At 67.5% G+C, this 25,324-nt stretch carries 25 protein-coding genes and 2 tRNA genes; 10 read left to right on the top strand and 17 right to left on the bottom strand.

Features of this window, described 5'->3' with window-relative positions; genetic code table 11:
- The first annotated feature begins 61 nt into the window (after window positions 1–61).
- The 3 genes from E1H18_RS10735 to E1H18_RS10725 are packed head-to-tail and all read left to right on the top strand — an operon-like array spanning window position 62 to window position 1,484.
- Entirely contained in the window at window positions 62–604 is a 543-nt protein-coding gene (locus E1H18_RS10735; protein ID WP_172267393.1) for a hypothetical protein, read from the top strand.
- Complete coding sequence (locus E1H18_RS10730; RefSeq protein WP_172267390.1) at window positions 601–1,236, top strand: OmpA family protein; 636 nt, start codon at window positions 601–603, stop codon at window positions 1,234–1,236. Before E1H18_RS10735 ends, E1H18_RS10730 begins: the two co-directional genes overlap by 4 nt.
- Window positions 1,237–1,238: 2 nt before the next feature.
- The gene (locus E1H18_RS10725; RefSeq protein ID WP_172267387.1) at window positions 1,239–1,484 is read left to right on the top strand and encodes a zinc ribbon domain-containing protein; all 246 of its coding nucleotides are present in this window, start codon (window positions 1,239–1,241) and stop codon (window positions 1,482–1,484) included.
- Here the strand turns inward: E1H18_RS10725 and E1H18_RS10720 are convergent, their stop codons facing one another.
- Window positions 1,485–4,019 (bottom strand): HWE histidine kinase domain-containing protein, encoded by a 2,535-nt coding sequence (locus tag E1H18_RS10720; RefSeq protein WP_172267384.1) that lies wholly within the window; start codon window positions 4,017–4,019, stop codon window positions 1,485–1,487.
- Window positions 3,988–4,587, bottom strand: a complete 600-nt coding sequence (locus tag E1H18_RS10715; protein WP_172267381.1) for a biliverdin-producing heme oxygenase — start codon at window positions 4,585–4,587, stop codon at window positions 3,988–3,990. Before E1H18_RS10715 ends, E1H18_RS10720 begins: the two co-directional genes overlap by 32 nt.
- 162 nt (window positions 4,588–4,749) lie before the next feature.
- Here E1H18_RS10715 and E1H18_RS10710 point away from each other — a divergent pair, with 162 nt between their 5' ends.
- Together E1H18_RS10710 and E1H18_RS10705 are read left to right on the top strand one after the other, a co-directional pair.
- The gene (locus E1H18_RS10710; RefSeq protein ID WP_172267378.1) at window positions 4,750–7,593 is read left to right on the top strand and encodes a pitrilysin family protein; all 2,844 of its coding nucleotides are present in this window, start codon (window positions 4,750–4,752) and stop codon (window positions 7,591–7,593) included.
- Between the two features lie 36 nt (window positions 7,594–7,629).
- Complete coding sequence (locus E1H18_RS10705) at window positions 7,630–8,862, top strand: NAD(P)/FAD-dependent oxidoreductase (RefSeq protein WP_172267375.1); 1,233 nt, start codon at window positions 7,630–7,632, stop codon at window positions 8,860–8,862.
- Here the strand turns inward: E1H18_RS10705 and mscL are convergent.
- From mscL to aroA, 6 genes are all read right to left on the bottom strand, one after another.
- The gene (mscL, locus tag E1H18_RS10700; RefSeq protein ID WP_172267372.1) at window positions 8,852–9,274 is read right to left on the bottom strand and encodes a large-conductance mechanosensitive channel protein MscL; all 423 of its coding nucleotides are present in this window, start codon (window positions 9,272–9,274) and stop codon (window positions 8,852–8,854) included. The two genes, E1H18_RS10705 and mscL, sit on opposite strands and share 11 nt — an antisense overlap.
- Window positions 9,275–9,355: 81 nt before the next feature.
- Window positions 9,356–9,646 (bottom strand): integration host factor subunit beta, encoded by a 291-nt coding sequence (locus tag E1H18_RS10695; protein WP_010921415.1) that lies wholly within the window; start codon window positions 9,644–9,646, stop codon window positions 9,356–9,358.
- 117 nt (window positions 9,647–9,763) lie between these two features.
- Window positions 9,764–11,716, bottom strand: a complete 1,953-nt coding sequence (locus E1H18_RS10690) for a DUF3857 domain-containing protein (RefSeq protein WP_370526480.1) — start codon at window positions 11,714–11,716, stop codon at window positions 9,764–9,766.
- 113 nt (window positions 11,717–11,829) lie between these two features.
- On the bottom strand, window positions 11,830–13,539 hold the full coding sequence (rpsA, locus tag E1H18_RS10685) for a 30S ribosomal protein S1 (RefSeq protein WP_172267369.1): 1,710 nt from the start codon (window positions 13,537–13,539) through the stop codon (window positions 11,830–11,832).
- A 157-nt stretch (window positions 13,540–13,696) separates the two neighbouring features.
- Complete coding sequence (gene cmk / locus E1H18_RS10680) at window positions 13,697–14,329, bottom strand: (d)CMP kinase (protein ID WP_172267366.1); 633 nt, start codon at window positions 14,327–14,329, stop codon at window positions 13,697–13,699.
- A 4-nt stretch (window positions 14,330–14,333) separates the two neighbouring features.
- Entirely contained in the window at window positions 14,334–15,665 is a 1,332-nt protein-coding gene (aroA, locus tag E1H18_RS10675; RefSeq protein WP_172267363.1) for a 3-phosphoshikimate 1-carboxyvinyltransferase, read from the bottom strand.
- Between the two features lie 117 nt (window positions 15,666–15,782).
- Between aroA and E1H18_RS10670 the strand changes: the two genes are divergently transcribed.
- From E1H18_RS10670 to E1H18_RS10655, 4 genes are all read left to right on the top strand, one after another.
- Window positions 15,783–16,247, top strand: a complete 465-nt coding sequence (locus E1H18_RS10670) for a TIGR02300 family protein (protein ID WP_172267360.1) — start codon at window positions 15,783–15,785, stop codon at window positions 16,245–16,247.
- 214 nt (window positions 16,248–16,461) lie between these two features.
- A tRNA-Ala gene (locus tag E1H18_RS10665) sits at window positions 16,462–16,537 on the top strand.
- Window positions 16,538–16,751: 214 nt separating this feature from the next.
- The gene (locus E1H18_RS10660) at window positions 16,752–17,177 is read left to right on the top strand and encodes an Hsp20 family protein (RefSeq protein WP_172267357.1); all 426 of its coding nucleotides are present in this window, start codon (window positions 16,752–16,754) and stop codon (window positions 17,175–17,177) included.
- A gap of 59 nt (window positions 17,178–17,236) precedes the next feature.
- Window positions 17,237–17,506 carry a DUF1150 family protein gene (locus tag E1H18_RS10655; protein WP_172267354.1) on the top strand — a complete coding sequence of 90 codons (270 nt, stop codon included), beginning with the start codon at window positions 17,237–17,239 and terminating at the stop codon, window positions 17,504–17,506.
- 46 nt (window positions 17,507–17,552) lie between these two features.
- Here the strand turns inward: E1H18_RS10655 and ptsN are convergent, their stop codons facing one another.
- The 9 genes from ptsN to E1H18_RS10610 all read right to left on the bottom strand — a co-directional run bounded on the left by ptsN (window position 17,553) and on the right by E1H18_RS10610 (window position 24,133).
- Window positions 17,553–18,017 (bottom strand): PTS IIA-like nitrogen regulatory protein PtsN, encoded by a 465-nt coding sequence (gene ptsN / locus E1H18_RS10650; RefSeq protein WP_172267351.1) that lies wholly within the window; start codon window positions 18,015–18,017, stop codon window positions 17,553–17,555.
- Between the two features lie 95 nt (window positions 18,018–18,112).
- On the bottom strand, window positions 18,113–18,739 hold the full coding sequence (gene hpf / locus E1H18_RS10645; protein WP_172267348.1) for a ribosome hibernation-promoting factor, HPF/YfiA family: 627 nt from the start codon (window positions 18,737–18,739) through the stop codon (window positions 18,113–18,115).
- 73 nt (window positions 18,740–18,812) lie between these two features.
- Complete coding sequence (locus E1H18_RS10640) at window positions 18,813–19,427, bottom strand: exopolysaccharide biosynthesis protein (RefSeq protein ID WP_172267344.1); 615 nt, start codon at window positions 19,425–19,427, stop codon at window positions 18,813–18,815.
- 103 nt (window positions 19,428–19,530) lie between these two features.
- Window positions 19,531–21,024, bottom strand: a complete 1,494-nt coding sequence (rpoN, locus tag E1H18_RS10635; RefSeq protein ID WP_172267341.1) for an RNA polymerase factor sigma-54 — start codon at window positions 21,022–21,024, stop codon at window positions 19,531–19,533.
- A gap of 204 nt (window positions 21,025–21,228) precedes the next feature.
- The gene (gene lptB / locus E1H18_RS10630) at window positions 21,229–21,987 is read right to left on the bottom strand and encodes an LPS export ABC transporter ATP-binding protein (protein WP_172267338.1); all 759 of its coding nucleotides are present in this window, start codon (window positions 21,985–21,987) and stop codon (window positions 21,229–21,231) included.
- 32 nt (window positions 21,988–22,019) lie between these two features.
- Window positions 22,020–22,574, bottom strand: a complete 555-nt coding sequence (locus E1H18_RS10625) for an LptA/OstA family protein (protein WP_172267705.1) — start codon at window positions 22,572–22,574, stop codon at window positions 22,020–22,022.
- A 65-nt stretch (window positions 22,575–22,639) separates the two neighbouring features.
- Complete coding sequence (gene lptC / locus E1H18_RS10620) at window positions 22,640–23,260, bottom strand: LPS export ABC transporter periplasmic protein LptC (RefSeq protein ID WP_172267335.1); 621 nt, start codon at window positions 23,258–23,260, stop codon at window positions 22,640–22,642.
- Window positions 23,261–23,275: 15 nt separating this feature from the next.
- The gene (locus tag E1H18_RS10615; RefSeq protein WP_172267332.1) at window positions 23,276–23,893 is read right to left on the bottom strand and encodes a ribonuclease D; all 618 of its coding nucleotides are present in this window, start codon (window positions 23,891–23,893) and stop codon (window positions 23,276–23,278) included.
- A gap of 153 nt (window positions 23,894–24,046) precedes the next feature.
- Window positions 24,047–24,133 (bottom strand) — tRNA-Leu (locus E1H18_RS10610).
- A 153-nt stretch (window positions 24,134–24,286) separates the two neighbouring features.
- On the opposite strand from E1H18_RS10610, the gene E1H18_RS10605 reads away from it, so the two are divergent.
- A complete protein-coding gene (locus E1H18_RS10605) occupies window positions 24,287–25,249 on the top strand; it encodes a complex I NDUFA9 subunit family protein (RefSeq protein WP_172267329.1) in 963 nt (320 codons plus the stop codon).
- Window positions 25,250–25,324 lie beyond the last annotated feature (75 nt).

Genomic DNA, 25,324 nt, shown 5'->3' with positions numbered 1-25,324 from the left:
GAGCTTGAGCGCGGCCGAACCTTTGCGGTGGGCCGGCGGGTTCACCACCACGGAGCGTTTCATGACCGCCCTTCGCCTGATGTTCGTCGCGGGGGCGTCCGCCCTCGCCCTGTCCGCCTGCTCTCCCAAGGACAAGACCGACGAGGCGACGACGTCACCCGAAGCGACCGCGGCCGCCGCCGCCAGCACCCCCGTCACCGCCCAGCCGCGCCAGACGCGCACCGTTGCGGTCGACGTCCAGGGCGTGACCGAGGTCGGCGCCACGGTGCGGGTCAAGAGCGTCGACCTAGCCGAGGACGCCACGGTGCTGGATGTCAGCATCTCGTTCGCCGGCAAGGCGACCAATAACGTCGAGATGGCCACCAACCCGACCTACATCCAGCTGCCCGGCGGCCAGAAACTCATGCTCAAGGCGCCCGAGGGCAATCCCAACATGAACATCGTCAACGGCGACACCATGAACGGCCGCCTGGTGTTCATGGGCGCTGTCCCCCGCGACGCCCAGAAGATCACCGTGGTGTTCAACGAGGGCTCGACCTCCGACAGCATCATCGGCCCGTTCCTGCGCCTGGATGTTCCGCTGAACGCCGGGGCCGCTGGATGAGGTCGCTGATCCTGACCGTCGTCGCCCTGGCGACGGTCCCTGGCCTCGCCAGCGCCGAGGTTCGGGTGCGGACGATGAAGGGCAGCGCCATCGGCATGGCCTCGACCTTCGAGCGGACGGGGAATGCCCCACGCTCGACCTTCGAGAAGGCCGGTCCCGACAGCACGCTCTCCAGCGTGTTCGTGGCGTCCGAGGTCGCGCCCGCCCGCATCGAAACCACCCGCACCCTGCTGACCGAACTCAATGCTCGCCGCAGCGAGGGAACGATCGTCGTCGACCTGCCGGCTGACGTGCTGTTCGACTTCGACAAGGCGACGATCCGCCCCGACGCCGAGCCGGCCCTGGTCAAGGCGGCCGAGGTGCTGAAGAGCTATCCGACCGCCCAGGTGACGATCGGCGGTCACACCGACTCCAAGGGCGACGACGCCTATAACGACGCGCTGTCGCTGCGCCGGGCCAAGGCCGTCGCCGACCGCCTGGCCGGACCCGCCGGCCGCGCGCTGACGGCCGAAGGCTTCGGCGAGAAACAGCCCGTCGCGCCCAATGCCCATGCCGATGGAAGCGACGATCCGGATGGTCGCCAGAAGAACCGTCGCGTCGAAATCCGCATCACGCCGAACGCTGGAGCCTGAGCATGGCCCTGATCGCCTGTCCCGCCTGCGCCCGTCAGGTGTCGGAAGCCGCCCCGACCTGCCCCGGCTGCGGCCATCCCATAGCCGCTCAGCGCGGCGGCACGTTCAAGGACGCCCTGACCCGCCCTGACGCGGTGAAGTCCGGCTTCACGGTGCTCGGCCTGTTCGTCACCGCGCCCTGGATCGCGCGGGTGCTGGCCCTGGTGCTGTTCGTGGGTCTCGCCGCCTGGGTCGTGGCGCACAAGTAGCTAGAACAGCCCCGCGACGCTCTCGGCGCTGTAGGGCTTCTGCAGCACCGGGATGTCGCGGAAGCGCTCGGGGAAGGCGGCGCTGTCGCCAAAGCCGGTGCCGAAGGCGAACGGTACGCCCAGGTCTTGCAGAGCCTCGGCCACCGGGAAGCTGGTCTCAGCCCCCAGATTGACGTCCAGGATCGCGAACGGCGGCTTCTCCTCGGCCAGATATTCCAGGGCCTGGGAGACGCTGGAGGCGACAATCACGTGCTTGACGCCGATGCGCGTCAGCATGTCCTCCAGGTCGAGGGCGATGATCATGTTGTCCTCGAGGACCAGCATGCGCTCGGGCGCGCGCACCGGCGTCTCGGTTCGACGGGCGTGGGTCTTGGACACCGCGACGCCCTCGGTCGTGACGTAGCGCCCCGGGATACGGATGCGGGCCTGGAAGCCCTCGGGGCGGTAGTCGAGATCGACCTCGCCGTTCAGGTCGTGTGGGATCGAGTGCTCGATGATGGTCGAGCCGAAACCGCGCCGGGTAGGCGGCTTGACCAGTGGGCCGTCGCGCTCGCGCCAGTCGATGATCAGGTCGCCGCGCGCATCGCGGGCCCAGTCGATCGTCACCTTGCCGCGCGCGTCGCACAGGGCGCCGTACTTGGCCGAGTTGGTCATCAGCTCGTGGATCACCAGCGACAGGATCGAGAAGGCGTCCGGGGCCAGGGCCGTCGGCGCGCCGTTCAATCTCACCCGCTCGGCCTTGCCGGACAGATAGGCCTCGGCCTCGGCGATGATCAGGTCGCTGAGCGCGCCCGGTCCCCACTGGTGGCGGGTGATCTGGTCATGGGCGCGGGCCAGGGCCTGAACGCGGCCGCCGACCACCTCGGCGAACTCCTCGACGCTGCCGACCCCGGCCTTGCTCTGACTGATGAGACCACGGATCAAACCGAGGATGTTGCGCACCCGGTGGTTCAGCTCGGCGATCAGCAATTCCTGGCGCTGGTTGGCGCGCTGGCGCTCTTCGTCGGCCAGGTCGGTCAGGCGGAAGACGATCTCCAGCAGGCTGGCGCGCAGGCTCTCGGCGAGCGACTTCTCGACCGGAGTCCATGGCCGGCTCTGGCCGCGCATCGTCTCTTCCCAGGCCTCGAAGCTCTTGCGCGGGGTCAGGCGGTCGCCCAGCGGCCCGACCTGCACCAGCTTGGCCGGCTTGCCCGCCCAGACCACCGTCTTGGCCTCCTCCTTGCGGAAGAACAGCAGGTAGTCGCGCGGAGCCCGCGACAGCGGCACGGCCATCAGGCCCGACGCCTTCGCCGACCAGGCCGCCGCAGAGGGCAGCATCGCGCCGATCTCGTGGGTGGCGAAGACCGAGTGGGTGTCCTTGTCGCGCAGCAGGCGGATCAGCTGGTGGACATCGCTGGCGTCGGGCGTGGAGTCGCGCAGGGTCAGCCGCCCTTCCAGCCACAGGGCCAGGCCGTCGCAACCCACCAGGCGGCACAGGTCGTCCAGGAACGGCGTCAGGCTGTCGGCGCCCTGGGGGGCTGCGACCACCGCGCTCATCATCCGGTCGTGCAGGGCCCGGGCCTCGGTCATCCGCCGGGCTTCATGCTCGCGCTCGCGGCTCTCCAGGGTCAGGGAGAACAGCTGGCCAAACAGCTCGGCGGCCGTGCGGCGCTCGTAGCTGATGTGGCGCGGGGCGTAGTGATGGCAGGCGAACAGCCCCCACAACTTGCCGTCGCGCAGGATCGAGATCGACAGCGAGGCGGCCACGCCCATGTTGCGCAGATATTCGAGATGGATCGGCGAGACGGCCCGCAGCATGCTCATCGACAGGTCGACGGGCTCGCCCGTGACGCTGACCGGCGGGATGATCTGCGAGACCTCGGCGTCGACGTCGGCGATGATCCGCAGCCAGCTGCGTTCGTAGAGGGCGCGGGCCTGCACGGGGATGTCCGAGGCCGGATAGCGCTGGCCCAGGAACGAGCCGATGCCCGGACGCACCGACTCGGCGATCACCTCACCCGCGCCGTCGTGGCCAAAGCGATAGACCATCACCCGGTCGAATTCGGTCAGGGCGCGGACCTGGCGGGCGGCCTCGTGGCAGAACTCGTCGAAATTGGGCCGCGCGGCGATCCGCGTGGTCATCGAGCGCACGGCCGAAGCCGCCTCGATCAGGGCGTCGGCTTGGCTGGGCTCGGCCTCGATGACCAGCAGGCGGCCGGAATAGTGCAGGGCGAGATCGAAGTCCTCGCCGCCGTCGGTCAGGGCGACGCCGAACATCCGCTCGACGGCGTCCGCGCCGCGCATGATCTGCAGGCGGCCGCGGATGTTGTGCAGCGCATGGCCGTTCAGCAGCTGCGCCAGCGGCTTGCCCAGCAGGTCATCGACCGTGACGCCCAGATAGCGCAGAGCCGAGGTCGAGGCGTGAACCACGATCCAGTCGGAATTGACGGCCAGCAGGAAGCCGAACGGCTGGACCGAGCCGAGCACGTGGATCGGCTCGCGATCGCAGTTGGTCAGGTCGACTTCAAATCCGGACATGGCTTCCGGCTTGGTCATTGGCTACTCCAGACGCGACACCGGACTTGGCGCTCTCGAAGGCCTCCGAAAAACGCTGGAACGCATATCGCGCGCCTGCCTCGGCCTCGTCTGTCCGAAACCCGACTTTGGGGATCGCCTCCATCCAGGCCACGAAGCTGCGCCACAGGTCATCGTTCTCGCCGTGGGTCAGATAGGCCAGCGGCAGTTCAGGGTCGGCCGCGCGCACCTGACGCGACAGGAACCGCGCGCCCAGGCGCGAGCCCTCCAGCACGTAGAGCATGCCCGTGGCGAAGGCGAAGGACGGCGTCGGGGTTGGGCTCATTTCGGGCGTGTCGAGATCGAGAGCCTTAAGATCCTGGGCGACCGCCTCGCGGCGCGCGCGGCGCGGCCAGTCGGGCAGCCACTCGCCGACCCCGCCCTGCTCCAGGGCCAACTCCAGCGGCGCCAGCCCGGCTGCAGAGGCCGACAGGAACGCGCCGTAACCGGCCCGGGTCGAAAGACCCAGCCCACCGGCCGTGGCGTCCAGCGTCGTGTGCGCTTCGGAAGTCGCCGCACGCAGATGCTCGCGAAGTGACGTGTCGGACAAGAACTCCCCCGTGCGATCGACCCTGCACGCAGGTGGGGGCGAAACGACTCGCTATAACATACGACGCCGCCGCTTGGTTCCGCCCGCATGACAGCTTGGTAAGCTTTACCCGCGAGGCGGCGGTGTTAGGGTCCCTCACGACTTTCAGGAGACCTTAAGCGCATGTTCCGCACCGCCAAGCTGGCCCTCGTGGCCGCGGCTCTCTCCACGACGGCCTTGTCGCCCCTGGCGATGGCTCAGACCAAGGCCCCCGCGCCGGCCGCCTCGGCGATCACCGTGCCGCCGATCGTCTACAAGGAGCGGGTGCTGGCCAACGGCCTGAAGGTCTTCACCTCGCGCGATACGACGACGCCGAACGTGACGGTGCAGGTCTGGTACGGCGTAGGCTCCAAGGACGATCCGCAGGGCCGTTCGGGCTTCGCGCACCTGTTCGAACACCTGATGTTCAAGGCCACGCGCAACATGCCCAGCGAGACACTGGACCGTCTGACGGAAGACGTGGGCGGCTTCAACAACGCCTCCACCTGGGACGACTTCACCAACTATTACGAGGTCGCGCCGGCCAACCATCTGGAGCGCCTGGTCTGGGCCGAGGCCGACCGCCTGAAGTCGCTGGTCATCGACGAGGCCGTCTTTTCCTCCGAGCGCGACGTCGTGAAGGAAGAGCTGCGTCAGCGGGTCCTGGCCGATCCCTATGGCCGCTTCTTTGCCCTGTCGATCCCACAGCAGTCGTTCACCACTCATCCCTATCAGCGCCCGGGCATCGGCTCGATCGAGGAGCTGGACGCGGCCACGGTCGACGACGTGCGGGCTTTCCACCGCACCTATTATCGCCCCGACAACGCGGCCCTGATCATCGTCGGCAATTTCGATCAGGCCCAACTGGACGCGATGATCGACAAGTACTTCGCGCCGATCGCCAAGCCGGCCACGGCCCTGCCCAAGGTCACCGCGGTCGAACCGGCCCGCACCGGGCCCAAGAGCGTCAACACCTACGGCCCCAACGTTCCGCTGCCGGCCCTGGCCATCACCTGGCTGGCGCCTGCCGCCGCCGACAAGGACGTCCCGGCCCTGACGGTGCTGGATGCGGTGCTGTCGGCGGGCAAGTCCTCACGGCTCTATGACAGCCTGGTCTACGAGCAGCAGATCGCCCAGTCGGTCTTTTCCAGCGCCCCGACCAACGCCCAGCCGGGCCTGTTCTACGTCGGCGCTGTGATGGCCGGCGGCAAGACGGCGGCGCAAGGCGAGGCCGCCCTGCGCGCCCAGGTCGCCCGCTTCCGCGACGCGCCCGTCACGCCCGCCGAACTGGCCGAGGCCAAGACCGGCCTGCTGGCCGACGCCGTGCGCAAGCGCGAGGAGATCGACGGCCGCGGCTTCGCCCTCGGCTACGCCCTGCTGACCGAGGGCGACGCCGCCGTCGCCAACACCAGCCTGGCCGAACTCCAAGCGGTCACCGCCGCCGACATCCAGCGCGTGGCGAAAAAGTACTTGGCCGACGACCGCAGTACGGTGATCCGCTACCTGCCGGAAAAGGACCGCCCGGGCGGCGAGAAGGATCCGACCCCGCCGATCCCCAAGGTCGCCTCGGTCAAGTACGACGGCCCGGTCACGACGCTCGCCCCCGAAGCCGAACGCGAGAAGATGCCGGCCGTCGCCGCGCCGGTTACCGCCGTGCTGCCGACCCCGGCCGAGAAGACCCTCGCCAATGGCCTGCGCGTCATCGTCGCCAAGTCCAGCGACCTGCCGCTGGTCACCGCCGACCTGACCGTCAAGGGCGGGGCCAGCGCCGATCCGCAAGGCTTGGCCGGCGTCTCCAGCCTGACCTCGGGCTTGCTGACCGAAGGCACGGCCACGCGCTCGGCCACCCAGATCGCCCGCGAGACCGAAGCCCTGGGCGCCAATCTGGAAGCCGGCTCGGGCTGGGAGGCCGCCTCCCTGACGCTGAGCGTCACGGCCAACAACGCCGCGCCGGCCATGGCCATCATGGCCGACGTCGCCCAGCATCCAGCCTTCAAGGCCGACGAACTCGATCGCGTCCGCACCGAGACCCTGGACGGTCTGTCGGTGTCGTTCCAGCGTCCGGGGACCCTGGCCGCCTTCGCCACCGCACCGCTGCTCTACGCCGGCTCGGCCTATGGCCACGTGGCCGGCGGCACGCCCGGTTCGCTGCCCAAGATCAAGACCACGGACCTGGCAAAGGCCCACGCCGCCGCCTGGCGCCCGGACAACGCCGTGCTGGTGCTGACCGGCGACCTGACTCCCGAGGCCGGCTTTGCCTTGGCCGAAAAGGCGTTCGGCGGCTGGAAGAAACCCGCGACCCCGCCGCCAGCCCCGCCGGCCGCCCCGACCGGCTTTGCGCCGCGCAACTTGGTCATCGACCTGCCGGGTACGGGCCAGGCGGCCGTGGTGCTGGCCAAGCCGGCGATCACCCGCGCCGATCCGAACTACTATCAGGCCGTCGTCGCCAACACGGTGCTGGGCGTGGGCTTCTCCTCGCGTTTGAACCAGGAGATCCGCATCAAGCGCGGCCTCTCCTACGGCGCCGGCTCCAGCCTGACGCCGCAGGGCCGCTTCGGCGGCTTCTCGGCCCGGGTTCAGACCAAGAACGAGTCGGCCGGCGAGGTCGTCACCCTGACCCGCGCCGAGCTCTCGCGCCTGGCGGCCGAACCGGCTTCGGCCGCCGAGCTGACCGCCCGCAAGTCGGTGCTGGTCGGGGGCTTTGGCCGTGACCTGGGCACCTCGGAGGGCCTGGCCAACATCCTGGGCAACCTGGCCGTCTATGGCGTGCCGCTGACCGAGATCCAGAACTACGCCGCCAAGGTCGAGGCCGTGACGCCCGCGCAAGTCCAGGCCTTCGCCAAGGACAAGCTGGACCCGGCCCAGATGAGCGTCATCGTCGCCGGCGACGCCAAGGCCATGGGCGAGAGCCTGACCCAGGCCGCGCCGGGCGCCACGGTGATCCCAGCCGCCAAGCTGGATCTCGATTCAGCCACCCTGACGAAGTAGCGGAACGCCAGGCCCACGATCACGATTGAGGTCTCCATGCACGAGGTCGACATCGCGATCGTGGGCGCCGGCGCCGCCGGCCTAGGCGCCGCCGGAGAGGTGGCCGCCAGCGGGCTTTCCGGCGTGCTGCTGGAGGCCCGCGATCGCCTGGGCGGACGCGGGCACACCGTGGAGACGCCCGTCGGTCCGATCGACCTGGGCTGCGAGTGGTTGCACTCGGCCGACCAGAACCCGCTGGTCGCGCGCTTCCAGGCGCTGGGCCTGACCATCGACAAGACCCCGCCGCCCTGGACCAACATCGCCGACAGTCCGATGTTCACCCGCGCCGAGCAGGCCGAGTTCGGTCGCGCCTTCGCGACGCTGGAAACGCGGCTGGAAGCGGCCGCCGAGGACGGTGGGCCCGACCGCCCGGCCTCGGACCTGCTGGAGCCCGACTGTCGCTGGAACCCGCTGCTGAACGCCTTTTCCGCCTTCTACAACGGGGCCGAGTTCAGCGAGGTCTCGCTGCACGACTACGCCGCCTATGACGACACCGAGGTCAATTGGCGGGTCGCCGAGGGCTATGGCGCTGGCCTGACGCGCCTGGCGCCGTCCCTGCCGATCCGGCTGAGCTGCCCGGTCTCCGTGATCCGGCACGACGGCCCGCGCCTGGCGCTGGAAACCGCGCTGGGGACGATGTCGGCGCGCGCCGTGATCGTCTGCGTGCCGACCGCGATCCTGGCCTCGGGCGCGCTGCGGTTCGTCCCTGAACTGCCCGACAAGCTGGAGGCCGTAGCGGGCCTGCCGCTGGGCCTGGCCGACAAGGTGTTCTTGCGCCTCGACAAGCCGGACACCTTCCCGGCCGAGACCCAGCTGTATGGCGATCCCACGCGCACGGCGACGGGAGCGCATCACCTGCGGCCGCTGGGCCGTCCGCTCATTGAGGTGTTTCTGGGCGGCGCCCATGCCCGGGAGCTGGAGGGCCAGGGTCCCGGCGCGGCCACGGCCTTCGCGATCGACGAGCTGGCGGCGATCTACGGCGAAGACATCCGCCGCAAGGTCCATCCCCTGGCCGAAACCGCCTGGGCCGCCGATCCGTTCGCCGGCGGCTCCTATTCCCACGCCCTGCCCGGCCGGGCGGGCGACCGGGCGCGGCTGGCGGCGCCGGTGGATCAACGCCTGTTCTTCGCCGGCGAGGCCTGCAGCGCTGCGGCCTTCTCCACCGCCCACGGCGCCTGGCAGACGGGCCAGGCGGCGGGGCGCGCGGCGATCGAGAGCCTTACGCCTTAGGCTTGGCCAGCAGGTCGCGGATTTCGGTCAGCAGCTTTTCTTCCGGGGTCGGCGCCGGGGGCGCCGACGGAGCCGGTTCGGCGGCGTCCTGGCGACGGATGCTGTTGACGCCCTTGACCAGCAGGAAGACCACCGCCGCGACGATGAAGAACTGGATCAGGGTGTTGATGAAGGCGCCGTACTGGATCGAGACCTTCTCGATCGCTTCCGTCGCTGGATTCTCGGGCTTGAGCACCCATTCCAGCTTGGAGAAGTCCAGACCGCCGGTCAGCAGGCCGATCGGCGGCATGATCACCTGGTCGACCAAGCTCTTGACGATGCCGTTGAAGGCCGCGCCGATGATCACACCAACGGCCAGGTCTATGACGTTGCCGCGCGAGATGAACTCGCGGAATTCCTTGACGACGCTCATGATCAACTCCTGGCCTGCTCGATAAGGCGCAGAAGCTGAAGGCGTTCGTGCCCCAGGGTCAACCCCGGGATACAATCGTTGTTATTCGTCGCCGTCAGCGTTCAGGCGGGCGCGCAGTTCCTTGCCGCTCTTGAAGAACGGCACGTGCTTGGCGCGGACGTCCACCGCCTCGCCGGTGCGCGGGTTGCGGCCGGTGCGGGCCGGACGCGAGCGGACAGACAGAGCGCCGAAGCCGCGCAGCTCGACGCGGCCGCCGTCCTCCAGGGCCCCGATCATGCGTTCCAGGATCACGCCGACAACGCGTTCGACGTCTTTCTGCGTCAGGTGCGGATTTTCATTCGCGAGCCTGGCGATGAGTTCAGACTTGATCATCGATATCCCCGGAACGCCCTTGGGAGGAAAAGGCGCGACGGGACCTTTGCCCAACGAGGGCTGAGTCTTCAAGGGGTTGCGTGCGATTCCCGATCGCGGTTCGGTTAATGCGTAAACTCACAATCCCTTCGGCGCGCGAATGATCTTCGGTTCGCCAGACAGCCGGCGGGCGGTCTTGTTGACCTCCTCGGCCTGCTCGAAGGGCACTTCACGCGCCACGCTGCGGCTGGAACCGGTGAACCGCGCCACGCCGTCCCGCAGTTCGGAGACCTCGGCCAGCTCGCGACCGCCCAGCTTGCCCGACCAGTTGGAGCCCTTCACCGAAAAGCCCTGCCCCTTGTTGGGCAGCACCACCTCGACGCTGTTGGCGCTGTAGGCCGGGAAGCCAACGCCGTAGGGCGCATCGCTGTCGGGGCCCGGTTCGCGACGCGGGAACCCGCTCATCCGGCCCGAGCCCGAACCCGGCACGCGGAATTCCCTGACGCCGACATCGTCGTTCAGGCGCCAGTCCAAGTCGGCTTCGCCCGTCATGGTGACGGTGACCACCCCCGCCGGCGAAACGTCGAAGCCGACCGTCTCGATCCGGATCCAGCTGTTGCTGGACGAGACGCTCTGCTTCATCTGCTGCTCAACATCGGCCCGGGGCGCAATCTGCAGGGCGCGGGCGAGCGCCAGGCCGCCGTCGCCGCGCAAGACCGTGGTGATGGTGATCACCGCCGGCTTGTCGAGACCGGCCGAGGCGTCGATGCGCATGCGGCCCTCCGTGCTGGGCGCATCGAGAGGCGACTGGACGATCTCCTCCAGGGTTGCCCCGGCGGTGCGCAGCGGCAGGGCCCAGCGGAAAGGCGGCGGCTTCAGCGCGTCCAAACCGGCCCGATCGCCGGTCCGCGTGCCGTCGAGCCAGTAGCTCTTGCCGTCGATGCGGGCGCGAACGATCACGTGATTGAACGCCGCCGCCGAGGCCAGTCGCTGATCCAGGCCATCACCGGCATACATCGCCACAAGGGCTGGCTCGGCCTCGACGCCCAGTTCGCGCAGGATCGCCAGCAGGAGAACCGTCTTGCCCTTGCAGTCGCCAAACTTGCGCGCCCAGGTCTCGTCGGCGGGCGCGGGCTTGTAGCCGCCGTCGCCCATGCCCAGGAGCAGGTAGCGGGTCTTGTCCTCGACCAGTTGCAGAGCCTTGAAGGCCCGGACCTTCGGATCGGCGCTCTCGGCGGCGATGGCCGCGATTTCGGCGCGCAGGGGCGAGTCGGCCTTCAACACGGCCGCCTGGACATAGAGCGGCGCCATGGTCTGCGAAACGTCCTCCCACCCACGATAGGTGGTGGCCTCCAGGTCGTTCAGTCTCGAAAATCGTAGCGGCGCCCCGGCCGGCGGCTTGGCGGCCTTGGCGTTGTCGACGTCCACCAGCAGTTCGTGGGTTCGCCCCGACTGGCTCAGCTTCGGCTCGGGGAAGGCTACGCCGCGTTTCCAGGTCACCGGCGTCGCGCCGTCCCACAGCATGCGCACGCGGTAGCGGCCGGCGACGCCGCTCCACGCCATCCGCTCGAAATCGTGGGTGCGGCCGCCGACCAACGGATCGCGATGCTGATAGCTGTAGGACCAGTCGACCACGTCGCCGACCTGCAGATCCCTGATCTGGATGGAGGCGGTCAGCCGGCCGTCCAGCATGGCGCGTTCGAGGTTCTTCTCGCGGCGCAGGATCAGGACGTCCTCGCCCTTCTTCAGAAGGTCGATGCGCTTGCCGTCGCGGACGATGGCCAGACCATGCAGCGTCACCGACTGGCGAGCCGGGTCCCAGGTCACCGAGCGCGCGCCGCCCGACAGCGCCTCGGACTTCAGCACCTTGACGACCTGACGGTTGTAGAAGGTCGAGCCCGCGCCATCATGCTGGGACTGGTTGTCGTTCAACAGCACCTGGAGCGACGGCGCCTGGTCGTCCCGGGGCGAGGCCGGAATGTCGGCGACCTGCACCCACTTGGCCGGCGGCCCATACAGCGGCTTGTCCGCGGCCTGGGCCGCTCCGGCGACGACAATGGCAGAGACGGCGACGGCGAAACGCAGCGACACGAGAAACACCCCAATAACTCAACCCAGGATGTTCTGACAGGCTTTCGCCCAAAAGAAAACGGCGGCCGGATCACTCCGGCCGCCGTCTGCTTCAACTCTGAAAGAGCGGAAGACTATTCCTTGGTGGCGCGCTCGCGCAGAGCGGCGCCCAGGATGTCGCCCAGCGAAGCGCCGGAGTCCGACGAGCCGAACTGCTCGATGGCTTCCTTCTCTTCGGCCATTTCCAGCGACTTGATCGACAGCGACACGCGGCGAGCCGCCTTGTCGATGTTGGTGATCTGAGCGTCGACGCGGTCACCCACGGCGAAGCGCTCGGGGCGCTGTTCTTGACGGTCGCGCGACAGGTCCGACTTGCGGATGAAGGCCGACATCGGCGCGTCTTCTTCACCGAAGCGAACCTCGATGCCGCCCGTGGTGACTTCCGTCACGGTCACGGTCACGGTCTGGTTCTTGCGGTAGGTGTCGCCCGACATCGGGTCGCCAGCCAGCTGCTTGATGCCCAGCGAGATGCGTTCCTTCTCGATGTCGACGTCGAGAACCTTCGCCTTGACCAGGTCGCCCTTCTTGTAGCGCGCCATGGCTTCTTCGCCCGGGGCGCTCCAGTCGATGTCCGACAGGTGCACCATGCCGTCGATGTCGTTGTCGAGGCCGACGAACAGACCGAATTCGGTCGCGTTCTTGACTTCGCCTTCGACGGTCGAACCGACCGGGTGAGCTTCCACGAAGGCTTCCCACGGGTTGGCCAGGGCTTGCTTCAGGCCCAGCGACACGCGGCGCTTCGACGGATCGACGTCCAGCACGACCACGTCGACTTCCTGCGAGGTCGAGACGATCTTGCCGGGGTGGACGTTCTTCTTGGTCCACGACATTTCCGAGACGTGCACCAGGCCTTCAACGCCGGCTTCCAGCTCCACGAAGGCGCCGTAGTCGGTGATGTTGGTGATGCGGCCCGTGAACTTGGCGCCGACCGGGTACTTGGCTTCAACGCCATCCCACGGATCCGACTGCAGCTGCTTCATGCCGAGGCTGATGCGCTGGGTGTCCGGGTTGATCTTGACGATCTGGACCTTCACGGTGTCGCCCACGGCGAGCACTTGGCTCGGGTGGTTGACGCGCTTCCAGCTCATGTCGGTGACGTGCAGCAGGCCGTCGATGCCGCCCAGGTCGACGAACGCACCGTAGTCGGTGATGTTCTTGACGACGCCTTCGCGGATTTCACCCTCTTGCAGCTGCGACACCAGTTCGGTGCGCTGCTCGGCGCGGGCTTCTTCCAGGATGGCGCGACGCGAGACGACGATGTTGCCGCGCGGACGGTCCATCTTGAGGATGGCGAAGGGCTGTTCCTTGCCCATGAGCGGGCCGACGTCGCGCACCGGGCGGATGTCGACTTGCGAGCCCGGCAGGAACGCCGAGGCGCCGCCCAGGTCGACGGTGAAGCCACCCTTCACGCGGCCAACGATCGCGCCCATGACGGGTTCGTTCTTGGCGTAGACGCCTTCCAGACGGGTCCAGGCTTCTTCGCGCTTGGCCTTTTCGCGGCTGATGACCGCTTCGCCGAGGGCGTTTTCCAGACGTTCCAGGAAGACTTCGACCGAGTCGCCAACCTTGATGGTGGCCTTGCCGGCTTCGTCGACGCCGAATTCCTTCAGCTGGATACGACCTTCGGTCTTCAGACCGACGTCGATGATGGCGAAGTCCTTTTCGATCCCGACGACCAGGCCCTTGACGACGGTGCCTTCCGCGAAGTCGCGGCCGCCCATCGAGTCATTGAGGAGCGCTTCGAAATCGTCGCGCGTCGGGTTGAAGCTCATATCGTCAGCCATGCTGATGTTTAGTCTCTAGGTTAGGGGAAACCCTGCGATGAGCGCCGCTGGAGAAAGCGGTTCTCGGGATTCCGGATGAAATGGGTTTTCTGCGATCCCGCGATGTTCTCTCTATCGCGGCGAGGTCGGCGGTGGATTTGCCCTGTAGAGCGAAGCTCTAGCGGGCGCGCGCGTCCTCGACGATACGGCGGGCCGCATCGAAGGCCTGCTCTATACTCATTTCCGAGGTGTCGAGCAAGACGGCGTCCACAGCCTGCGTCATGGGCGCGTCCTTGCGGCCGCCATCACGCTCGTCACGCTTGCGGATGTCGGCCAAGATCTCGTCGAAGGTGACGCTTTCGCCCTGCCCCGTCAGCTGTTTCCAGCGACGGTCGGCGCGGACTTCCGGGCTGGCGGTCACATAGAGCTTGGCCTGGGCGTCGGGAGCGATGACCGTGCCGATGTCGCGGCCGTCGATCACCGCGCCGGGCTCACGCTCGGCGAAGGCGCGTTGCAGGTCGAACAGGGCCTTGCGCACACCTGGATGGACGGCGCAGCGGCTGGCCGCCTCACCGGCGGCGCGGGTGCGCACTTGCGGCTTCTCCAGCTCGGACAGGTCCAGGCCCCGGGCGAAGGTTTCGGCCGAAGCCGGATCGTCCAGGTCGCCGCCGGCTTCCAGGATCCGCACGCCGACAGCGCGGTACAGCAGGCCGGTGTCCAGCATCGGCAGGCCGTAGGCGGCCGCCAGGCGCGAGGCGACCGTGCCCTTGCCCGAGGCGGCGGGACCGTCGACGGCGATCACAAAGCCCATGCGCCTAGGCTTCCGCCAGGGTCGCACCCAGGCCGCGCATAAGGTCCGCGAAGCCCGGGAAGCTGGTGGCGATCATGCCGGGCTCGTCGACCGCAACGGCCTCCTGCGCGGCCATGCCCAGGATCAGGTGGCTCATGGCGATACGGTGGTCGCCGTGGGTGACCACGGTGGCCCCGCCCTTTGGCGGCTGACCCGTACCGGTGACGATGAAGCCTTCAGGCTCCTCGACCACCTGGACGCCGCACGCCTTCAGACCGTTGGCGGTCAGGGCGATGCGGTCGCTTTCCTTGACGCGCATCTCACCGACGCCGCGCATCACCGTCTCGCCTTCAGCAAAGGCGGCGGCGATGGCCAGGATCGGGTATTCGTCGATCATCGACGGCGCGCGCTCGGGCGGCACGACGACGCCCTTGAGCTTGGAGTAGCGGGCGGTGATGTCGCCGACGTCCTCGCCGCTGGCGACGCGGACGTTCGAGATCACGAGATCCGCGCCCATTTCCTGCAGCGTCGTGAAGAGGCCGGTGCGCAGGTCGTTGAGCATCACGCCCTCGACCGTCACTTCCGAACCCGCAACGATCAGGCCGGCCACCAGGGGGAACGCCGCCGACGACGGATCGCCCGGCACGGCCACGTGGGTCCCGGTCAGCTTCTGGCCTTCGGGAAGACGGATGTGGCGGATGGTGTGTTCGCCGGTGACGCGATCTTCGACGATCACCTCGGCCCCGAAGGCGCGCAGCATGCGCTCGGTGTGGTCGCGGGTGGCTTCCGGCTCGATGACCTCTACGCCGCCCTCGGCGTGCAGACCGGCCAGCAACACGGCCGACTTCACCTGGGCCGACGCCATCGGCAGGGTGTAGTTGAGGCCGCGCAGATTGCCGCCTTTCAGGGTCAGGGGCAGGCGGCCCTTGTCGCGGCCCAGCCAGGTCGCGCCCATGCGGGCCAGCGGATCCAGCACCCGGCTCATCGGGCGACCGCGCAGCGAAGCATCGCCAGTGAAGGTGGCGCACATGGCGAAACCCGCCGCCGCGCCCATGATCAGGCGCACGCCGGTGCCGGCGTTGCCGCAGTCGATGACGTCCGACGGTTCGTCGAATCCGCCCTGGCCCTCGATCCGCCAGCGGCCGACGCCCTCCTGCTCGATGCGCGCGCCAAAGGCCTGCATCGCTCGCGCGGTGGCCAGGACGTCGTCGCCTTCCAGCAGGCCTTCGACCGTCGTGGTCCCGGTCGCCAGCGCGCCCAGGATCATCGATCTGTGAGAAATGGACTTATCGCCCGGGGCCCGCACGATCCCTCGCAGAGCGCCTGCGGGCGCGCTCTTCAATCCAGCCGACGACATGCCGAAACCGGCTCCTTAGTACTTGGTGGTTTTCGCGAAGGGGTTTGCTTTTGACAGCGGCCTCTCGCCATGGCAAGTGACCCGCCGCTTTTCCTATCAGGATCAAAGGGTCGCCACTTGGCCAATCCCGACCTGGGCGCAAAACAAATTTGCCCCAACTGCCAATCGAAGTTCTACGACCTCAACCGTCGTCCGGCCGTCTGCCCCAAGTGCGGCGAGTCGTTCGACCCGGAAGAGGCCCTGAAGTCGCGCCGCGTTCGCGCCCGCTCGATCACGCCGGACTATGACGCCGAGGACGAGAAGCCCGCCCCCGCTCCCAAGGACGAGGACGGCTTCGAGGACGAGGTCGATGAGACGCCGGAAATCGACAAGGTCGAGCCGGACGTCGTCGAGACCGACGACGAAGACGCCGAGCCGGGCGCCACGCCTGCCGGCGGCGACGACCTGGGCGTCGACTTCGCCGAGGACGAGGATCTCGAAGACGAGGAAACCGACGACGTTCCGTTCCTGGAGGACGAGGACGACGACGACAATCTCGAGGACGAGATCGAAGGTCTGCCCGGCGAGGGCAACGACGACTAACCTGTTCGGATAGCCGGTTTCAGGCTGCTGAAACCGGCTATCCACAGGCGTTTCCAGGGGTGCGAAACTTTTCTCAAAAAAAGTTCGCTGAGGGGGTTGATCCCCGAAAAATCCCGGACTAGTTTCCGCGCCTCTTCGGAGGGCGACGCAAGTCGAAACGCCGAAGAGACCAAGGATTTCCGAGAGTTACTGCAAGGTTCTCGACGAAAAAATTGGGGCTTTAGCTCAGCTGGTAGAGCGCTTGCATGGCATGCAAGAGGTCAGCGGTTCGACCCCGCTAAGCTCCACCATCAAGGCCCGGACGGAAACGTCCGGGCCTTGTCCATTTCTGGGCCGGACTTCTGGCCTCGCCCTCGGCGCTTCTGGACGCGCCTCCAGCTCCGGGCGCAGCGCCCTCTTGAACCCCACACTCACGCTCGCCATCTCAGGTCTCGTGTCGTGGAGGTCTTCGCCGATCTTCGGGTTTGTCTCCGCGAACGAAGTCGCTTGAGCGAGGACTTCGCGATGACCCGGACGATCCTGTTCGACAGCCCCTTCCTGCTGGGCTTCGAGCACACCCGAGATCTTATCGAGCGCGCCGCCAAGGCCGCGTCGGAAAGCTATCCGCCCTACAATGTCGAGCAAGCCGAGAACGGCGGGGTGCGCATCACCCTGGCGGTGGCCGGCTTCTCGCCCGACCAGCTGCACGTGACCGTCGAAGGCGGCCAGCTGGTCGTGGCGGGCAAACGCGACGTCGAGGGCCGTCCTGAGGCCGAGAGGGCCTTCCTGCACCGCGGGATCGCCGCCAGGGGCTTCCTGCGCACCTTCGTGCTCGCAGACGGCATGGAGGTCAGCGGAGCGCTCCTGGAGCACGGCCTGCTGCATATCGATCTGGCCCGCCCCGAACCCGAGCGCCTTGTCCGGCGCATCCCCATCAGGAGCGCGGGCTGAGAAGCCGCGCTGAACCGCCCGGTAGAAGGCGCGTTCCCTAATTGAAGGAGGTGGTCATCATGACGCCCAACACCCACACCAGTTCGCTGTTCACCAGCGAAGCTTTCGCGGCCCTTGGCGCGCCTGACCTCGTCTATGTCCGGCCGATCAAGGCCGCCGAGATCCTAGCGGACGTCCCTGAGGGCGTGGAGGATTTCAACCTGGCGCCCGACCAGACCCTGTACGCAGTGTGTCGCGCCGACGGCGCGCGCCTGGCGGTGATGATCGATCGTGATACGGCGATCGCCGCCGCCCTCGCCCATGAACTGGCGCCGGTTTCGGTTCACTAGCAAGTCTGATGGCGGCGGGTCCTCGAAGGCCCCCGCCTGGCGCGTCTCAGGCCGCCGTGCTGGCCACATCCTGCGTCAGCAGCACATGGATGGCGTCCGTCGAGCTGGCCTGACGTAGCGCCTTGCGCATATCCGCCTGACGCATCATTCGCGCGACGCGCGCCAGAGCCCGAAGATGCTGGGCGTTGGCCTCGGGCGGAGCCAGAAGCGCGATAAAGAGGTCCACGGGCTTGTCGTCCAGGGCGTCAAACGCCACGGGAGCGTCGAGACGCACCACGACGGCGCGAATGGCCTCCAGACCTTCCAGGCGCGCGTGCGGGATGGCGACGCCTTCGCCTACGCCCGTCGAACCCGCGGCCTCACGCTCCAGCAGCCCATCCAGGATCATGTCGGCGTCGAGACCCAGCACGCGAGCGGCCACGTCGGCGACCATGGACAGGGCCTGGCGCTTGCTCGGCGCGCCACCGCGCAGCGCTACCGCGCCGGGCTCGAGTAGATCGCCGATGGTCATGGACTTCCAACGCTCGCTCTTGTCGACCGCCCTTGCCGACCACTTGGCGCCGCCAGGCGAACCCGCCGGCGGCGCCCCAGACCATAGCGGTCTAGTTAGTTCGCGGCGTGTCCGTTCAGCGACTTTGTGCGCTCGGGATCGATCCAGCCGATGTTGCCGTCTGGACGTCGATACACCACGGACAATCCGCCATGGGCGGCGTTCCTAAACACGATTGCCGGGTAGGCGGTCAAGTCCAGTTCCATGACCGCCATGGAAACAGTCATCGTCTTCACAGCGGCCTGGGTTTCCGCAATGACCATAGCCGCGGGCGCGCCCGTCGGGTGATCGGTTTCAACATCCCAGTCATGCTCTTCGCCTTCATCGACCTCAGGGGCGCGAAGGACGAACATGGCGGCGTTCTCGACCTGCTTGGCCGTCGCCGCCGCCGAATGGCTCTTGAGACGACGCTTGTAGCGGCGAATGCGGGTGTCGATTTTCGACAACGCCGCATCGAAGGCCGCGTGGGCGTCACCCCCCGATCCATGGCTGATGAGCTGCTGACCCGAAGCCAGCTTTACCGAGCAATCCACTCGGAAGGCGTAACCCTCCTTGCTGACCACGACCTCGGCAGCGCCGCCTCGGTCGAAGTATTTGCCAATGCTCGTGGTGATTTCGTCGGAGACTCGCGCTCGCAGAGCCTCACCAACGTCGACATGCTTGCCGGAGACTTGGACTTGCATACCGATACAACGCGCCTGTCCGGGGGTGGTGTCAAGCGGCGCCGTGACCCTTAGGGAATGGTCCGAAAACCCCTTAAAAAAGTCCGGAAAAAACCCCGATCAACTTGCGAACGGCCATCACCACGACATGCGCGCTGACGAACAGCAGAGCGCCGCTGCCCAACGCCATCAGGTAGCCGAGAAGCGCCAGAAAGCCGTCTCTCTGCAGCAGAGCCAGGGCCAGAACGGCCACGGTCGCGCCGGGCGCAAGATTTCCCAAGGGAATGGGCAGAACCAGCACCAGGGCCAGCAGGGTGCACACGACGCCGATAGCGCGCTCGCCCAGCGGCGAAAATAACGGCTTGAGACGTGGGCGGGTGATCAGTTCCATGCTGCGCACGATCGGGGCCAGGCGCTTGAAAAGGCCGCGCAGGTCGTTGCGTTTCAGGGGCTTCTCGATCAGCCCACGCGGCAGCCAGGGCGTGTCGGCGCCCATCGCGATCTGCGGGGCCAGGAACAGGATCGGTAACGACAGGATCGTCGAGGAGCCTGGGGGCAGCGGCAAGGTGTTGAGCAGGCCGAAGACCAGCAACATGGCCCCGAACGCCCGGCTCTCGAACGCTTCCAGCATCTCGCCGACGGTCAGGGTGGGGCTGGCGTTGACGCCGAAGCCCTCGATGACGTCCGCCAGACTCTTCTCGCTCATCAAATCCTCGTCACCGCCCGGTCAGGAACGCGCGAAAGGGCGATCCGGAGCGCGCATGGGTCGAGTGTTACGAGGTTTGGCGCGGAAGGCCCAGAGGGCGGAGGCCTTAAGCCTCGACCTTCATCGCCCGGCGACGTTCGACCGACGAGGGAATACGCAGGGCTTCCCGGTACTTGGCCACGGTGCGGCGAGCAATGTCGACGCCGGCGGCCTTCAAGATGTCGACGATGGCGTCGTCGGAGTGGACGTCCTTCTCGGTCTTCTCCGCATCGACCAGGCCCTTGATCTTGTGACGGACGCTGGCGGCCGAGTGGGCTTCGCCGCCTTCCGACGACTGGATGGCCGAGGTGAAGAAGAATTTCAGCTCGAACACGCCCCGAGGAGTGGCGATGTACTTGTTCGAGGTGACGCGACTGACCGTGCTCTCGTGCATGCCGATGGCGTCGGCCACGGTCTTCAGGTTCAGCGGACGCAGGTGCTCGACGCCGAAGGCCAGGAAGCCGTCCTGCTGGCGGACGATCTCGCTGGAGACCTTCAGGATGGTCTTGGCGCGCTGGTCCAGGCTCTTCACCAGCCAGTTGGCGGTGGCCATGCAGTCGGCGACGAAGGTCTTCTCCTGGTCGCTCTTGGCGCCCTTGGAGACCCGGGCGTGGTAGCGCTGGTCGACCAGCACCCGCGGCAAGGTGTCGGTGTTCAGTTCGACGTGCCACATGCCGCCCAGGCCTTCGCGAACCATGACGTCGGGCACCAGGGTCTCGGCCGGCTCGGTGTGATAGGCCGCACCGGGACGCGGGCTCAGCGAGCGGATTTCGGCGACCATGTCGCGCAGGTCTTCCTCGTCCACGCCGCAGAGCCGGCGCAGAGAGGCCATGTCGCGCTTGGCCAGGAGCTCGAGATTGTCGAGCAGGGCCGCCATGCACGGGTCGTAGCGGTTCAAGTCCTTCAGCTGCAGCGCCAGGCACTCGCGAACGTCGCGGGCGAAGACGCCGACCGGCTCGAAGCCCTGCAGGGTCGCCAAGGTCTCCTCGACCAGCTCCAGCTTGCAGCCCAGGCGCGCGGCGAGATCGATGGTGTCGAGCCGCAGATAGCCGCCCTCGTCGACCGCATCGATCAGGATCTCGGCGATGGCGTGACGGGCCGGCGACAGGGCCGCCTGGACCAGTTGCTCCCGAAGGTGGGCCGCCAGGGTCGGCATGTCGGTCAGGGCGCTCTCATAGCCCTCGTCGCTCTCGAACGAGCCGCCGCCGCCGGCGCGCGACCAGTCGATCTGACCGCCGGCGTGTTCAGCTTCAGCCCCGTCGCCGGTGGCGCGCTCGCCCGGCGAGACGTCCTCGTGCGGCGCGTCCATCTCGCGGCCGGCCGCACTGTCAGCGACGGCGTCGAGCTGGGTGTTGCTGGCGGCGCGTTCGGCTTCGACCTCCCCCGCGGGCTCGTGCTCGCCCTCGTCGCGTTGCAGCAGCGGGTTGCGCTCCAGCTCCGCATCGACGAAGGCGTCGAGCTCGATGTTGGACAGCTGCAGCAGCTTGATCGCCTGCTGCAGTTGCGGGGTGATGACGAGGCCCTGACCCTGGCGGATCTCGAGACGGTGGCTGAGCGCCAATGCGCCCTCCTGACGATCGAAAAACTTCGAGCGTCATTGAACGGCCGGTTTGGTTAACGCCTGACGAAGACTTGCAAATATCGGGCCGGTGCGACGTTCCGTCCTGGAAAAGATCGTGCCAGCCGCATTAACCCTGCCAGATCAAGGGCTTGATCAGCGTGCGGAGCGATGACGCAGGCGCCTTTTGCCCACCCCTGCGCGCATTTAGTCGCCCAGCCGAGGCTCGCTGAAGCTGTCGCCCAGATAGACGCGCTTAACTTCCGGGTTCTCGACGATCTCGCGCGGCGAGCCTTCGAAGAGGACCTCGCCGGCGTGGATGATCGAGGCGCGGTCGATGATGTCCAGCGTCTCGCGCACGTTGTGGTCGGTGATCAGAATGCCGATGCCGCGGCCCTTGAGGTAGCCGATGACCTCACGGATGTCGGCAATGGCCAGGGGATCGATGCCGGCGAAGGGTTCGTCCAACAGCATGAACGATGGCTCGCTGGCCAGGGCGCGGGCGATTTCCACGCGGCGGCGCTCACCGCCCGACAGGGCGACGGCCGGCGACTTGCGGATGTGGGTGATGCGCAGCTCTTCCAGGATGCTGGTGACCTGCTCGCGCGCCTTGCGTGAGTCCTTCTGGCGCATTTCGACCACGGCCATGACGTTCTGCTCGACGGTCATGCCGCGGAAGATCGAGGCTTCCTGCGGCAGGTAGCCGACCCCGAGGCGGGCGCGCTGGAACATCGGCTGGGCGGTGATGTTCTCGCCGTCCAGATAGATCGCGCCGTAGTCGGCGGCGATCAGGCCGGTGACCATGTAGAAGCAGGTGGTCTTGCCGGCGCCGTTGGGACCTAGCAGGCCCGCGACCTCGCCGCGCTTGAGGCGCAGGGAGACGTTCTTGACGACCGGGCGGTCGCCGAACGACTTGCCGACGGAATCGACGAACAGGCCGTCCATGTCGTTGGAGGTCAGGGTCATGGACGGTCGCCTAATCTTCTCGTGGACGCTTCTTACGGGCGCTGTTCGGCCGGGGCCGGGGCGGCGGCCGTCTTGTCTTCGTTCTGGTAGAACACAGCACGGACCCGACGCGGCGTGCCACGACCCTTGGCCGTGGATTCCAGCTTGGCGTCGTTGGTCTTGGTGTTGACCGTCAGGCGGTCGCCGCGGGCCACGTCCTTGCCCTTCACCAGCACCACGTCGCCGGTCACGATCGCGATGCTGTTGTCGAAGGTGTAGACGGCGCGGTCACCGCGCGCCTGCTGGTTCTCGCTGACGATATAGACGCTGCCCTCGGCTTCCATGCGCTGGGCGTTGCCGCAGCCGCTTTCGGCCCCCGGCCGCTTGGCGCTGTAGACCGTGACCTTGTCGGCGCGCATGCGCGAGCGGTTCTGCAGGATCTCAACGTTGCCGCTGAAGATCGTGATGCACTTGCTGTTGATCGTTTCCTGGTTGTTGGCGGCCACGTCGATCGGCGCGCTCGAGGCGCTTTGTCGAGCGTGAGCCGCACCCGCGGCCATCGCAGCCAGGATCAACGCGGTCGTCGCCGCCGCCGTCCATCGCTTCATCAGAACCATGTTCCTCATCCGTCGCAGTCCGCTTTCGATACGAACCTGCGCCATTCAACTGTTCTTTACTGCCGTTCGAGGCGCGCGCGAACCCCGCCGCGGAAAACGATGCGATCGCCCTTGTCATATACGGAGTAGGCGCTGGATTGCACCTGCCCCGTGGGGCCTTCGCCGCTCATCACCGTGTCGCCCGTGACATCGCCGGTCCGCGTGTCGACCAGCGACTGCTCGGACGCGAACCGGTAACCGGCGCCATCGTCCAGCCGGACGTCGTTCTTCAGGTTCAGACTGAAGTCGTCCTGACGATAGACGCCGTTCTTGGCCGTCATCCGCGTCGGGGTCGGCGAGCCCAGGTCCAGGGTCAGGGCCGGCTCATCGAGAATGATCCGGCGCAGATCGTTGTCGTCGCGGATCGCCGAACGGGCCGTGATCATGAAGCTCCGGCCGTCGGTCGACTGACCGTAGAAGCGCGGCGTGATCAGGCGGATCTCGGTCTTGGCCTCGGCAGGCGGGTGGGTAGCGGCCATGTAGGTGCGCCAGCCGACCTGGACGATGACCACCAGCAGCAGCCCTGCGATCGCGGCGGGCAGGACGATGCGCGCAGCCAGCACCCGGCGCGAGCGGCGGCGCCAGCGCGCGAGGTCGGCGCTCATCGCTCGTCCGGTCATGGCCGCGGCAGGGTGCATCGTCTGTGTCGACCTCTAGCTATGGGCGAAGATGTCGACGTCCTCCCACCCGGCCAGATCCAGCGAGGCGCGGTGGGGGAGATAGGCGAAGGCGGCGTCGGCCAGGGCCATGCGGCCCTCGCGTTGCAGCATGAGGTTCAGGCGGTCGCGCAGCGCATGCAGGTGCAACACGTCCGAGGCGGCATAGGCCACTTGGTCGGCGCTCAGCGTGGGCGCGCCCCAGTCCGACGACTGCTGCACCTTCGACAACTCCACGCCCAGCAGCTCGCGCGACACGTCCTTCAGGCCGTGGCGGTCGGTGTAGGTGCGCGCCAGCTTCGAGGCGATCTTGGTGCAGTAGACGGGTGCGGTCACGACACCCAGATGGAGCTCGAACATGGCGATATCAAAGCGTCCGAAGTGAAAAAGCTTCAGGACGGCCGGATCGGTCAGCAGAGCCTTCAGGTTCGGGCAGTCGTAGGTCGAGCGGTCCAGGCGCACGACGTGGGCGTTGCCGTCGCCCGACGACAGTTGCACGACGCACAGCGGGTCGCGGCCCAGGCGCAGGCCCATGGTCTCGGAATCGATCGCAATGGTGCTCGCACCCGCGAACACGCCGTCGGGCAGGTCGCCCTCGTGAACGAAATTGGCCAAGTCTCAGACATCTCCGGCGAAGGTCGCGTGTAGAACGCACCGAACCACACGCCCGTTATAGGCGCGCGATACATATACTCGCGATGAACGGGATATCTAACTTTTGAGGAAGTTGGCGCCACCCCTTCGCTTCACAATCGAAGCAAATAGGGGTGGTGCCCAGGAGAGGACTCGAACCTCCACGACCTTTCGGTCACTGGCACCTGAAGCCAGCGCGTCTACCAATTCCGCCACCTGGGCCCGCTGCGCAACCGGGTAGGTCGCTGCGAGGCCGGGACGTTTAGGGGCAGCTTCTGGCCGCGTCAACAGGCAAAAACGACAAATCGTGATTTCGTTGCGGACAACGCCCCAGTCGTCTAATTCCCCCTCTATGTCTTGCGACGAGGAATGAAGATGCAGGGTCTTGTCACGGTGTTCGGCGGCACCGGTTTTGTGGGCAGCCAGGTCGTGCGCGCCCTCGCCAAGGCGGGCCATCGCGTGCGGGTCGCCGTGCGCCAGCCGAACCTGGCCTATCGCATGCGCATGCTGGGCGATGTCGGCCAGATCGAGGTCTTCCAGGCCAATGTCCGCAACCCGGCCTCCGTGGCCCGCGCGCTGGACGGCGCCGAGGCCTGCGTGAACCTGGTGGGCGTGCTCTGGGAGAGCGGCCGCCAGAAGTTCCAGTCGGTCCACGTCATGGCCGCCCAGAACGTGGCGCAGGCCGCCGCCCGAGCCGGCGTCAAGCAGCTGGTCCACGTCAGCGCCCTGGGCGCCAACGCCGACTCCGGGTCGAAATACTTCCGGACCAAGGCCGAAGGCGAACAGGCCGTGCGCGCCGCCTTCCCGGACGCGACCATCGTGCGCCCGTCGCTGGTGTTCGGCGTCGACGACAAGTTCTTCAACAAGTTCGCTCAGATCGCCGCCCTGTCGCCGATCATGCCGGTAGTCGGCGGCGACAGCCGCGTCCAGCCGGTGTTCGTCGGCGACGTCGCCGCGGCGATCGGCAAGATCGTCAGCGCGGGCGCTGTCGGCCAAACCTACGAGCTGGGCGGCCCGGCCGTCTTCACGATGCGCGAGATCATGCAGTTCGTGCTGACCGAGACCGGCCGCAACCGCCCGCTGGCCCCGCTGCCGTTCCAGATCGCCGGCCTGATCGGCGCGCTGGGCGACCTGCAGGCCTCGCTGATCCCGTGGGCCCCGCCCCTGACCACCGACCAGGTCGAGATGCTGAAGGCCGACAATGTCGCCGAGGCCGGCCTGCCGGGTCTGGGCGAGCTGGGCGTCGCGCCCACCGCCGTCGAGGCCGTGGTTCCGTCCTACCTCTACCGCTACCGCAAGGGCGGCCAGTACGCCGAGACCCCGGCGGGCGCGTTCTAGCCAGAACCGCTTTCCCGGCGAAAGCCGGGACCCAGATGCAAGAGCGCCCGCGGTCCGGATAGGATCGCGGGCGTC

The organism is Caulobacter sp. RHG1, from assembly GCF_013181195.1.
Taxonomy (GTDB): domain Bacteria; phylum Pseudomonadota; class Alphaproteobacteria; order Caulobacterales; family Caulobacteraceae; genus Caulobacter.
Note: the sequence above shows the minus strand (reverse complement) of the source record. Positions and strands in the feature narration are given on the sequence as shown.